Origin of the sequence: Sutcliffiella sp. NC1 (assembly GCF_027594365.1) — a bacterium.
Lineage (GTDB): Bacteria > Bacillota > Bacilli > Bacillales > Bacillaceae_I > Sutcliffiella > Sutcliffiella cohnii.
This window is the reverse complement of record NZ_CP115153.1, coordinates 1,724,262-1,736,849: the sequence shown is the minus strand read 5'-3', so window position 1 is coordinate 1,736,849 and position 12,588 is coordinate 1,724,262. Positions and strand designations below refer to the sequence as shown.

General features: G+C 36.3%; 10 protein-coding genes. 3 read left to right on the top strand and 7 right to left on the bottom strand.

The genetic code is table 11. The annotated features are described in order from the left end of the window. Nucleotides 1-67: 67 nt before the first annotated feature. Nucleotides 68-385: a hypothetical protein gene (locus O1A01_RS08910; RefSeq protein WP_157076663.1), complete on the bottom strand. Its 318-nt coding sequence runs from the start codon at nt 383-385 to the stop codon at nt 68-70. Between the two features lie 496 nt (nt 386-881). Between O1A01_RS08910 and O1A01_RS08905 the strand changes: the two genes are divergently transcribed. Beyond that, the gene (locus tag O1A01_RS08905; RefSeq protein WP_094366086.1) at nt 882-2,336 is read left to right on the top strand and encodes a transposase; all 1,455 of its coding nucleotides are present in this window, start codon (nt 882-884) and stop codon (nt 2,334-2,336) included. Between the two features lie 193 nt (nt 2,337-2,529). Here the strand turns inward: O1A01_RS08905 and O1A01_RS08900 are convergent, their stop codons facing one another. The 4 genes from O1A01_RS08900 to O1A01_RS08885 all read right to left on the bottom strand — a co-directional run bounded on the left by O1A01_RS08900 (nt 2,530) and on the right by O1A01_RS08885 (nt 7,577). Continuing rightward, nucleotides 2,530-4,206 (bottom strand): hypothetical protein, encoded by a 1,677-nt coding sequence (locus O1A01_RS08900; protein WP_066410629.1) that lies wholly within the window; start codon nt 4,204-4,206, stop codon nt 2,530-2,532. A 288-nt stretch (nt 4,207-4,494) separates the two neighbouring features. Then, nucleotides 4,495-6,381 carry a squalene--hopene cyclase gene (gene shc / locus O1A01_RS08895; RefSeq protein ID WP_270066049.1) on the bottom strand — a complete coding sequence of 629 codons (1,887 nt, stop codon included), beginning with the start codon at nt 6,379-6,381 and terminating at the stop codon, nt 4,495-4,497. Between the two features lie 198 nt (nt 6,382-6,579). Then, nucleotides 6,580-7,167: an acetate uptake transporter gene (locus tag O1A01_RS08890; protein ID WP_066410633.1), complete on the bottom strand. Its 588-nt coding sequence runs from the start codon at nt 7,165-7,167 to the stop codon at nt 6,580-6,582. Nucleotides 7,168-7,295: 128 nt separating this feature from the next. After that, the gene (locus tag O1A01_RS08885; RefSeq protein WP_066410634.1) at nt 7,296-7,577 is read right to left on the bottom strand and encodes a toxin-antitoxin system YwqK family antitoxin; all 282 of its coding nucleotides are present in this window, start codon (nt 7,575-7,577) and stop codon (nt 7,296-7,298) included. Nucleotides 7,578-7,839: 262 nt separating this feature from the next. Between O1A01_RS08885 and O1A01_RS08880 the strand changes: the two genes are divergently transcribed. Continuing rightward, a complete protein-coding gene (locus tag O1A01_RS08880) occupies nt 7,840-8,775 on the top strand; it encodes an acetamidase/formamidase family protein (protein WP_066410636.1) in 936 nt (311 codons plus the stop codon). Nucleotides 8,776-8,897: 122 nt separating this feature from the next. Here the strand turns inward: O1A01_RS08880 and O1A01_RS08875 are convergent, their stop codons facing one another. Both O1A01_RS08875 and O1A01_RS08870 read right to left on the bottom strand, forming a co-directional pair. After that, nucleotides 8,898-9,770: a hypothetical protein gene (locus tag O1A01_RS08875; RefSeq protein WP_066410638.1), complete on the bottom strand. Its 873-nt coding sequence runs from the start codon at nt 9,768-9,770 to the stop codon at nt 8,898-8,900. Beyond that, nucleotides 9,730-10,299 carry a sigma-70 family RNA polymerase sigma factor gene (locus tag O1A01_RS08870; protein WP_066410639.1) on the bottom strand — a complete coding sequence of 190 codons (570 nt, stop codon included), beginning with the start codon at nt 10,297-10,299 and terminating at the stop codon, nt 9,730-9,732. The genes O1A01_RS08875 and O1A01_RS08870 overlap by 41 nt, the downstream gene beginning before the upstream one ends. A 359-nt stretch (nt 10,300-10,658) precedes the next feature. On the opposite strand from O1A01_RS08870, the gene O1A01_RS08865 reads away from it, so the two are divergent. Then, on the top strand, nt 10,659-12,584 hold the full coding sequence (locus O1A01_RS08865; protein ID WP_066410640.1) for a 5'-nucleotidase C-terminal domain-containing protein: 1,926 nt from the start codon (nt 10,659-10,661) through the stop codon (nt 12,582-12,584). Nucleotides 12,585-12,588: the final 4 nt, after the last annotated feature.

The following is a 12,588-nucleotide window of genomic DNA, read 5'->3' as shown; positions in this document are numbered from 1 at the left end:
TTGGCGGAAGTTAGCAGGAGCGGAGACACAAAAAATGGGACAAGCATCCACTTGTCCCTTTCTCATGTTAATTCCATGGAGATTCAATCAAATTTAATTTGACTAATACATTCCATACAATAGGTTTTTTAACTGGCTCCAAAGCAGTTTCAGTACAGGAAGATTCCTCTACATATCCTAGCTCTTTTGCCTTTTTTAAATTACTATCTTCAATATAATTAGTAATTTCCGCCTGTTGGAAGCAACTCGGGGCAATATATGTTTCATGATTATGTTCTAAAATAACCCTCGTGTCTTCTGGCGGTGTAACCGTGAACGGAATTGCACAGATGAAGATAATAGCCACTAATAACAATATACTAGTTAAAATAATCCCTTTTTTCATTTTGGTTTCTCCTTCATTATTAAAACTTGGAAATGGCAATAAAAATAACAACATTATTTTACCGTCTAAAATGGAGTAGTTTTTCTCCATACTCTCCATTTCGATTTAAGTAAACAGTTTTTATTATACCTTGTTTAATAAATTCATTTGTGTCCTTTTAGTGAACAGAATGAACGTGTGGACCATAGGTGGACAGAGGGACATACCGCATCCACACATTTTTACGTAACTGGAAATCAAAACAGAAAAAAGACTGATAGTGCTCGTAACACTATCAGTCTTTGTATTAGCATGTACATTTCAAGTGGTTTCCTATGGTGTGTAATAATGTTTTGTTTACCGCGTTTACATTTACAGAACTTCTGAACGGGAAAGCCCACTCCTTTAGGTGTGGGATGAAAGGTGATGTGTATGTCTTCTGATAGATATTTTGTTCGGTTTTTGTTGCGAACACACGTTCTTGTATAGTAAAATATACCTATAGGAGGGGAGTGCGTTGGCTAAATCTAAAACTCCAAGCTATGTTCTAACGTTAAGAATAAAAACTGAAATGCATCAAGAACATAAATTATCTAAGCGATTCGAGTTATGTAGGGGTATGTATAATGCGTGCTTAAGAGAACTGCTTAAAAGATATACTGCTTTAAAACAATCAAAAAAGTATAGAGTTGTTTGTAAGATGGAGAATGGCAAAAAGCGAAATAAGCTATTTTCAGAGTTGAATAAGGAGTTTGGATTAGTCGAGTATTCGATTCATGAGTTTGTGAAACCGATGCAACATGCATTTAAAAAGAATATAGATTCATTTACCAGCCAAAAAATTGCCACAAGAGCTTTCAAAGCTTTTGAAAAAATAATGTACATACAAGGGAAAAAAGTGCATTTCAAAAAGTACGGTGAAATGTATTCCGTCGAAGGGAAGTCTAATTCAACAGGTATCAGATACAAGGATGACAATATATTTTGGAACGGTCTAGTTCTTAGAACAATCGTTAAAAAGAAAGACGTCTATGCCCATCTTGCACTAGAAGACAAAGTTAAATTTGTTAGAATTAAAAGAGAATGGATTAAGAATAAATATGTATACTACGCTCAATTAGTACTCGAAGGCACCCCTCCGAAAAAATACAACTCCAAAGGGATGAAAAATAATAGTTCTACTCAAAAAAGGGTAGGTATTGATATAGGGACTTCTACTGTGGCAGTCTGTTCTGAAACAAAAGTTATGCTGACGGAGCTTGCGCCTAGTGTTGTCGAGCTAGATAAACAGATAAGGATTATCCAAAGAAGCATGGACAGAAGTAGAAGAGCAAGCAATCCATTAAAATATAAAGAAGACGGTACGTTTGATACTAGCAATAAAGACAAATGGCTGTTTTCAAAACGATATATGAGAAAAAAGAGTCAATTAAAAGAGTTGCAGAGGCTGAATAGAGCCAAAAGAAAACAGGATCACGAGATGCTAGCTAACTCCATCATTGCTTTGGGTGACGTAATATTTGTCGAAACTATGAGTTTTAAGGGACTACAAAGAAGAGCGAAAGAAACAACGGTGAATGAGAAAGGTAAATTCAATAAAAAGAAAAGGTTCGGGAGAACGATCAGTAATCGAGCACCTGCGATGTTGTTAAGCATTATAGAACGCAAACTTAAATACAAAAGCATAAGATTAAATAAAGTAAACACAACACTAATAAAAGCAAGTCAATACAATCATTTCACTAATACATATGAAAAGAAAAAATTGCACGAAAGATGGAATAACTTTGGTTTCTGTAAAATACAAAGAGATTTATATTCAGCATTTCTTTTAATGAACTGCAAGGAAAGCTTGGATGAAATAGATAGAGATCTATGTGAACAACACTTCCATAAATTTAGAAAAATGCACGACTTAGAAATAATAAGATTGAAAAAGAAAGGAAAAACCCCCATTAGCACAGGTATATAAAAAACTTAATAACGGTTTAGATATGAGCCGACACGACCGCTAATAGAAACAGAGGTTTCTTTGGTTGTAAAAGTCTAATTGAACATATATGAGTTCCTTTGTGTTGTAACTAGAAGACTTATTATTCTTCCGGTGAGAGCATTGGAGAAGTATATAAGTAAATTAGAACCCCACTCCTTTAGGTGTGGGAGTATCAGAGCCCCTCAATTACCATCTCTTTTACCGGCATAAATATTTCACCTGTGTCTAAATAGTTGACCTGCACTTTATCGCCTTCTTCCAAGTAGATTGCAAGTGGGCTATTTTCAGATGAAACGACGTAGTTCTTCTTGTTATCCAATAAGAAGGTGATTGTCGTAAAATCGCCTACCTTTTCCTTGTAGACTCGGATGACGGTTCCTCTTACTTGCTTTTCCTCTGCTTTGGAGCTGCCATCAACAGTTCCCCCGCCTCTTTGCAAGGCCGTTTTGTAGAGCTTCAATGCTTCATTCGGTGTATTGGCGTACACCGAAATTTCTGGGTTCGCAGCGGAAACAATGAAATAATTTTGGAGGAAGCCGTTTGAATCGAGTACTGGCGTTAACCAGCTTGCTTCTCCGTAGAAGTTATAAAGGACAGGCATTTCTCCGTTCCACTTCTTTTCAATAAATTTCTTTTCAATGATTTGCAAAGCACCTTGAGAATCCATATAAGATGCTTCTAGATTACCAGTATAAAAAGTTGCTTCCCCTGTTCTTGAATTCGTAAGAGAATAGCCTAGCATAGAATCTACGCCCTCTTTCGGACTTGTGAAATCTGTAAAATAATACATATCTCCATTTTCATCAAAAATAGGACTCACATTTGCCTCTGTTCCTTCATCAGAAGGCAGCCTTACATCTCTTTTGCCGAATAGACTATTCCAAAAACCGTGAATATAGTTACCATAATAGCTATTTTGTAAGCTAACAACTTCTGGAGACACTGCCCCATCAATAAATGCTGGAATGTCTTTTAACAGAAAGTCCTCTGTTTCCCCTGTTTGAGGGTCTACCATTACAATCCCCTTTACATCAAAACCATTTCTTGCTGATATATATTGACCGTAAGATCGAATATAATACGGTTTGCCGTCATCATCAATTTCTAATTGAACATCTCCATAGAAAATATGATTCGGATATTGCATTCTTATTTGGCGTTTAAGATTTTTATGAAAATAAGACGATGGTGTATACTCCATCTCCGCCTTCATAAATTTCGGATTGTCGCTTGAGTCAGTAGCACTAATCGTAAAATAGCCTGGCGTTGTATTCCCATTCACCCATTTGAAAAACCCTGAAAATTCTACAGGTGCGATATACACATACTCTCCGTTAACTTTTTGAATTTGCAAGTTTCCGAGTTCGTAATAACTCGTGTCTGGAACTTGTCCAAATGCCTTTTTCATCTTATTTCGAGCAAATTTAGGCGGAACACTTGCTGGCGTCTCTTTTTCGTCAAACGTTTCAATTTCTGTCTTCTCCGCCATTTTCGCAACTTCATATTTTTCATCCGCATTAAAGAGGAATGCTGACAAAATAATAATCCCAAAAACTAAACTTCCTAAAAATAATACCGCTTTAACCATTCGTTCCTTTCCAGAAGCGAAATATGTCCCCAAAAGGGTAACTGGAATGGCTAATATCCATAACGAAGTGAAGTTTCGATCAAGGTTAGTTAAATAATAGAAAGAAAAGATTGCAAAAATAATAAGAATTATTCCAACTACTAGCGCTCCCGGATTAGACCTTTTCCCCTTTTTTTCCTTCGTTTTGTTACTAGTAAACGGAATCAGCACAAGCGCAGAGGCTAATCCCGCGATAAGTGAAAATAAATAAATATTGCCCATAATACCACTCCTTAATAAACCTATATATCTAATACGGATGTACTAGAGAAAAGTTTCAAATGCTGAACGGTAGAATAGGAAAGTCCTCCAAATTTTTTTAGAAACCGAAACCCTACACTCCTATTTAATTCATAAATATTATACTTATTATTACGAGCCTTCGAAATAAATATTGATGAAATATAGCAATCTTATACGGAGGGCAAGGTCTATTAAGGAAGTAATGGGACAATTGCATGAATTTGGAAAAAAATGTGTGGACAAGGAATGATGTCCCTCTGTCCACCTTCACTTATATTTCTTGTGGTAATGGCTCAGTGCTAGCAATGAAAAGATATAATCGTAACTATGGTAATGCATGTAGAATTCGCCAGCCAGTCCTTGCCCTTTTGGATAATGTTTCGTCCAGTCTTCCTTTTTAGATGCAGTGAGTAAGAACTGGATCCCTGCATCGATTTCGGATGTTGTTTTCTCAGATGCCGAGATTAATGTATCTACTGCCCAAGCAGTTTGTGTGATTGTACTTGCGTTTAGTGGGATATATGTTCTATAAATATCACTGTTACACGACTCTCCCCACCCACCATCAGAATTTTGAATGCTTTTTAACCAATTCAATGCCTGAATTATAGAAGGATCGTTAGGAGATACTCCGACTGAAATCATGCCAGTTACCGCTGCCCATGTCCCATAAATATAACAAATCCCCCACCGACCGTACCAAGAGCCGTCCTTTTCTTGGTTTTGTTTTAACCACTTCACACCATTTTTTATAGAAGAATGATTACTCGTTAAATTCGTAAAGTTCCCGAAAAACTCCAATGTCCTCCCAGTTAAATCGGCAGTAGAAGGATCGAGGAAAATATACTCTCCACCTTCAATAGGTAAGTAAGTTAGCAACTTCTTATTTACATTCTTTTCGAAAGCTGGCCAGCCACCGTCGTTATTTTGCATCGTTAGTAACCAGTTAATCCCTCTATCCCATGCATGACGATAAGACGTGTTGTGCTTAACGGCTCGGTGAATGGCTCGTAGGGAAGCAGTCGTATCATCAATATCGGGATGCATCGTATTTAAATCGGAAAAGCCCCAACCACCTGGTAGGCTATTCGGATTGTGAATAGCCCAGTCACCATATCGGTAATGCTGACGGCTTAAAAGGTAGTGATTTGCTTTCTGAATGGTAGTATCCTCAAATGAAACTCCAGCCTCCTGTAAAGCGTAGCTTAGTAAATTCGTATTCCAAACAGTTGCTGTAGTATATTGCATATGCACTTGCCCATTAATGAGAGTAGTCATAGATTTTAATCCGGTCAGCGCTTTTTGAATGACAGGATGACTTTTAGAATAATCAAGGGAAAGTAATGCGAAAATCATTAAAAAGGTCGAACTAAAGTAATTACTAAATGTGCCATCAGATTCTAATCTATCTATCATATACTTTTCGGCTTGTTTTATTGCTGTAGCACGAATGTTTGCCGGGAAATTTAACATACTTTTAATAGCTTGCTGCATGTAAGTAGATAATGATCGCCACTCGGCGGATTCATTCCAGAAGTTATCATCCTGATGTTCATTTTCCCTAGATTGAAACAAATCTTGAAGATTAGGACTTCGCGTCGTCTTTAAGCTAAATCTTTTATTACCTACAATCAAAATTGGGGTAAGATTAGCTCGTCCGAAAACGGATATGTCAAAATAATTAATTGGAAAAGAAAGTGGAAAAAGGATTATTTCGGGAGGTAGCGGGAAGTAACGAGGCCATTTATACTGACCTGTTAAAGCTAACATAATTTTCGTAAACAGATGGACGTTTTCTATTCCACCTAAAGCTAAAATTTGGCGTTTAGCAGCCAACATTTCTTTGTCATTCTTTTGGTGATATCCTGAATACAGTAGTGCATAATAGGCGTCCACAGTTGCTGTCAAGTTTCCATTCTTCTCATCATCAAAAAGCTTCCATGCTCCATTTTCTTCTTGCTTACTAACAATCCGCCTGACTAATGACTGAATCAACGCCTCATCATTTATTTCCAATGACCGTAATAAAATAATCATCCATGCATCCGTCTTTATACCAGTTTCAAATGGATAAACCCATGACCCATTCGCTGATTGATCGTTTTTAACTATGTTGATTATTCGTTTCATTTCATTCTCGACATCAAGAATCATACGAATCACTCCACACATATTTGTTAAAACATATTTATTCAAGGAGAGCTAATACAATACATAATGGGAAAGATTTTTGAGTTGAGTTGAAATTATGCTAATTAAGACATTTCTCGCGTTTACTCAAAAGTATTAGTATTTATATAAAAAACGCCCTAGATAAAGTTCCAGAGCGTTTAGTAAATAACTATTAAGCTATTAATTTTTTTCACCAATTGGTAAAACGGTTTTTCCGTATACTTCATTTAACACTTGTGCCATAGCTGCATAGATCGCTGTAAAACCACAAATAATCCCTTCATATCCAGCAATCGTCAAAATTAAGCTAGAGCCTGTGAAGTTTCCAATTGCTAATAAGAAAAATAGGATGGTAAGTGTTCCAAAAACAACTTGCAAGGCTACATTTATACGTAAAGTTCCGATAAACATGAATAACGTGAAAAGTCCCCACATAAATAGATACGCAGCCATTGATGTGGAACTAGCTGCTTCCCCATAGCCCATTAGCGGAATCATGTTTAATGCAACTAATGATAACCAGAAAAAACCATAGGACGTAAAGGCTGTTGTCCCGAATGTATTATTTTTCTTAAATTCCATGATGCCGGCAATCACTTGTGCTAATCCACCGAAAAATATTCCCATTCCTAGGATCATGGCATCCAATGCAAAAAAGCCTGCATTATGAATGTTTAGCAAAACGGTTGTCATACCAAATCCCATTAAACCAAGCGGAGCAGGGTTTGCTGTTACTTCTTTGATGATAATATTCTTTTCCTTTTCCAATACATACACTCCATATTCATATACTTGTGTTTACACACTAAGCTTGTATTATAGGCACGGTAATACTATCATGTCAATGGAATTTTCATCAAAAGATGGGTCAAGGGACCTGCTCCTCGACCCATTTTTTATTTTTTATCACGATTAGTTGTTTTGTAAATTTCACCATTGCTATCGTAGGTAATCCATTCACCTACAGGCTCACCATTTTCAAAGTATCCTGTACGCTTTATCGTTCCAACTGCACGATACCATTCCCAATAGCCATCTGGTTGATCACCCAACATTTTTCCTTTTGACCACATTGTTTTTCCATTTGCATGGTATTTTATCGTGTACCCATCAACTACTTCTAACTTCTTTTCTTTGACACCGTTTCGTTGTATCATGTCACAATTTTCGTTTCCCATTACTTACCTCCATATAATCATTCTTAATATAAATACCATAATTTAATAAAAATGATAACTATGTATAATCTCACCGCTATATTCCCCCATCATATCCATTCCTAATTTAAGTTCTCTGTTTTGTCGAATTCAGTATTTTGGAGTCATACTTTTTCTCGTAGCGGTCTATTCTTGAAGATTCCACCCACCCTTCCTCTTTTCCATCTTCCCTTTTTTCTGAAAATAGTTATAATTAAAAACACAACAAAGGAGGAGGAGACACTTGATACATAAAATAGAACTAGATTCTAAAAATATTCACGGATCGTTTAGTAGGGATTATGAACCTATTTTAACCGTTCAGTCCGGCGATTCTATTCAACTAAAGACGCTTGATATTCAATGGGGCTATTCTGAAACAGAAGGAAAAGAGAGGACTATTTTTCAGTCTAGAGAAAAAGAGGAAAAACTAGGACATCCTATCTTTGGTCCAATTGCCATCGATGGAGCTAAGCCGGGAATGGTATTAGAAGTTCGCACTAATGAACTTGTACCAGGATGGTATGGCCGAAATTGGGCTGGCGGCGTCCAAAGCTGGCAAAATGAGAAATTAGGCATAGTAGGCAGTAACAGAGTACAACTAGATTGGAAGTTAAATGCCGCAACAATGTCTGGAAGCTGTAAAATTGGTGAGCGAGATATTCATGTCGGCCTTTCCCCTTTTATGGGCTTAATGGGAGTTGCTCCCGCTGAACCTGGTGTACATCATACTGCTCCTCCTGGTTATTTCGGTGGAAATATTGACTGTAAAGAGTTAGGAAAAGGTAGTAGCCTCTTTCTACCTATTTCCGTTGATGGTGCGCTTTTCTCGATTGGCGATGGACATGCTCTACAAGGAGACGGAGAAAGTTCTGGAACCGCGATTGAATGCCCAATGGATTTAGTCGACATTACGCTTATCGTTCATGAGAATATGGATTTAAATATGCCGCGAGCAAAAACACCTTCAGGTTGGGTTACATTTGGATTTAACGAAGATTTAAACGAGGCAGCTGCCGTCGCTTTAGATGAGATGGTTATGCTAATGAAAGACTTATACAGCATTTCTAAAGAAGAAGCTACCGCCCTCGCAAGTGTTGCTGTGGACTTACGAATAACACAAGTAGTCAATGGTGTAAAGGGAGTTCATGCAGTATTACCTTATGGGGCTATACGGTAACAAATTCGTGAGCTTTAGGCCATGAAAGGGGAGTCAGTTCCTATACTCTCCCCTACTACCTTTAGAATCTAAGCAAGATCTACCGCTACGCCTCTTGTTATTAGATATTATAATTATAGAAATTAATTACCAAATACTTTTCTCATTATTTTTAAATCATAATCACCTATTTTTGAAGTGTACATCCCTTCAATATAATATGGTTCAAAAACAATATCATTTTGAGGCATAAAATTTTCACCCAACAAAAATACTTTATCGAACTCAGATAATGTTTTTAGTTGTAATACTTCTAATAGAAAGTTTTCATTATTAAAAAGCTCTTTATAGACTGAAATAATTCTTTTATTCCTACCTTCTGTCCCTTCAGGGTCCTTTTTAATCATAGAGATAAAATCGAATAATTCATTCTCGCTAGAAATTTTTATTACACCTTTATTGAATTGGTCACTGGAATGTATAAAATCAGATTCATTGATAATTTCTAATTCATTGTTATTTTCCACAAATTCACCTATTGTTCTAGGATCTAACTTAAATGATTTATAGATAGTTATACCAAATACTTCTTCAAAAACTTCCTCACTAGTAATGTCATTTATTTTGCTCCCCTCATAAATTGAATCTGGAAGGAAAATGTATTTAACACTGTTTGTAATTTTATTAATATTAACGAGTAATAGATTAATGTCTGACTCCTCAAATTCAGTTATAAATAAATAATTCAAACTCTCACTCGCATTTATAACCTCTTTTTCACTTTTGTCTCCCAGAACGAGTAATTCTTTATTGTTTGGTAATAAATTTGAACCAAGGGATAGAATGAATAGAATTGCAAGAGCTACCGATAGCGCGAAGTAAGGTAAGATAGTTTTTTTATGTTGTTTATTGTTTATCTTCTTAATTGTTTTTTCTTGCATTATTTTATTAAATTGGATATCTTTATATACCGTTTCATCCAATGCTGTCTTTAGTTTGTCTAACTTTTCCTTCAATTTCTTCTACCTCCTTTAAATATATTTTTTTAAATTTTTCTCTTCCTCTACTTAGCCGTGTCCTAACATTTGATTCATTTATTGATAATATCCTTGAAATTTCAGCTATTGTTAAATCTTCATAGTAAAAAAGGGTTAGAACTTCTCTATATTTAATAGGTAGCTTGAATAAACATTTGGCAATAATTTGATATTCGTCCATTTCTATTAACTTTTCATCTGCATTTTTTTCCTTACTATATAAATTAACCATTGATATTCCTAGATGACTTAACTTGTTTTTAGGACTCTTTAGAAAATCTTTTGATTTATTGACTGCAATTTGAAATAACCAAGTTTTCAAACTTGATTCCCCTCTATATTGATTGTATTTTTGTGAAAAATTAATAAAAGTTTCTTGTACGATATCCTCTGCAGTACTCCAGTTTTTCACATAAGAATATGTAAGTTTTAATAGTGATGAACCATGTTCCTCCATAATCATTCTAAGATACCGTTCATCTATTTGCTGTTCTTTTTTCTCAATCAAACAAACCACTCCAAACCAATAATCTATCCCTTAGACGAGGGACCAAGAAAATTGTTACAAAATCCGAATCAAATTCTAAAGTTCGTTTCTACTTGTCTCATATCTCCTTCTATAACCCTAGTATGTACTAATAATGATTGTTAGTGTGTATCCTTAAATTTTAGCAACGTATGACAATTTTTTCGCTACGTAGCGTAAGCGTTGTTTTTTTGTTTTCAGGGGAGTATGGAATAGAGGATGCTCTGACCCTCTTAAGTTTACAAAATTGTTCGAAAAGTTTAACGGTATATTAACCGAAAGAATCTATTTTTCTAAAAAAATAGAAACTGTACCAAATAGTTTAATAAAGGAGCGGTTATATGAAAAGATTAAAACAGTTTGTTGTCGTAGTTTTAGCCGTCTTGATCAGCATTTCAGGATTATGGAATCCAAGTGTCACCGATGCTAGCTGGAAAGAGAACGCGCCTGTAACAAAAGGGGAATTCATTAAGCAGTTAGTAACCACTCTCGGAATCGATTTGCAAGATGGTGAGGTTCCCTACACGGATGTCGATGCTGATTTAAAACCATTTTTAGAAGCAGCAATCCGCACCAATATTTTAACCGATATTACCGAAACTCCTTTTGGACCAAATGATAAGGTAACGCGTGAACAAGCCTATGTATTTTTAATTCGCTCTATTAACCTCCGAGACTCCTATTCTATGGACACATTAAAAGAATTTAAAGATTATCAAGCAATAAATCCGGCATATTATCAAGAGCTTTCTGCGGCTGCTGAATTAGGGTTAATTGATAAAAACAGTCGGACCTTCCAACCTAAAAAACCAGTTACAAAGTATGAAATGCAAACAATGTTTCATCAATACGAAACGATGTTTGAGTTTATTACTGTCATCCATACGAATGATCTACATGGAAGAATTATGTATAACGAGAATAACAAAGAATTAGGCTTAGCAAAAATTAACGAAATTGCCAATAAGGTACGCAGAAAAAACCCTACTTTTTTAATCGATCTTGGCGATACATTCCATGGAACAAACTATGTCAATATTAATAGAGGACAAGCAGCCGTTGATGCGATGAATGCTATGAATTATGATGCGATGGTTCCAGGAAACCATGATTTCAACTACGGCCAAGACCAGCTTTTAGCTTTAAGGGATGAGCTCAACTTCCCACTTATTAGTGCAAATGTATTAAAAGATGGCAGCCCATTCCTAGATAGTTATACTATTATTGAAAAAAACGGCAAGAAAATTGCACTGATTGGTCTAACCGCTACCGATACTGCTGTAAAAACAAATCCTGCGGGAATTGAAGGAATTACTTTTGAGGATGAAGTAACGGTAGCAACGGAAATGGTAGCACAACTAAAAAATGAAGTGGATGTTGTTGTCGGGATTTCCCATTCAGGGGTGGATACAGATACAACTATCGCAAATGAAGTGGATGGCATCGATGTCATCTTTGGCGGACATAGCCACAGTACGATTGAATCACCGATTAAATATAAGTATGGCTATGTTACACAGGCATTTGAACATGGAAAAGCGTTAGGGCATACTAATTTAATTTTTCATGATGGCAACCTAGTTGGTGTTAATGGGTTCCTATATCGCGACAGTGAAGATAAAACAGAGGACCCAGCTATTGTAGAAATTCTTCAGCCTTATAAGGAGCAGGTTGACAAAGAATTGAATGAAGTAATCGCTACTACTTCTGTAAAACTTGACGGGGAAAGAACGGATGTCAGAACGAAGGAAACAAATCTCGGAAACCTTATCACAGATGCGATGCGCTCCAAACTTGGAACAGAAATTGCTGTAACAAACGGAGGTGGAATACGTGCTTCCATCCAAGTGGGCGATATTACTAGAAACCATGTATTAAGTACTCTCCCATTTGATAACACTCTTGTTAAAACAACTTTGACAGGGGAAGAAGTGTTGGCTAGCCTTGAACATTCTGTACGTCTTTATCCTAGTGAGAATGGGGGCTTCCTTCACGTTTCTGGTATCAGCTTTACTTTTGATCCGAAAAAGCCTGCTGGTAGCCGCGTGGTTGAAGTGCTTGTCAATGGAGAACCGCTCAATCTGACACAAACGTATTCCGTTGCAACGAATAACTTCATCGCTGCCGGAGGAGACGGCTATACCATGTTCTCACTAGAAAATGTAGAGTTTGACAGCGGTGAATTGTTAAGCACCATCTTGATTGAAGCCCTACAATCAAACAAGCCTATTCCGAGTGTAGAAGGTAGAATCAAGATTACTCCATAAAAGA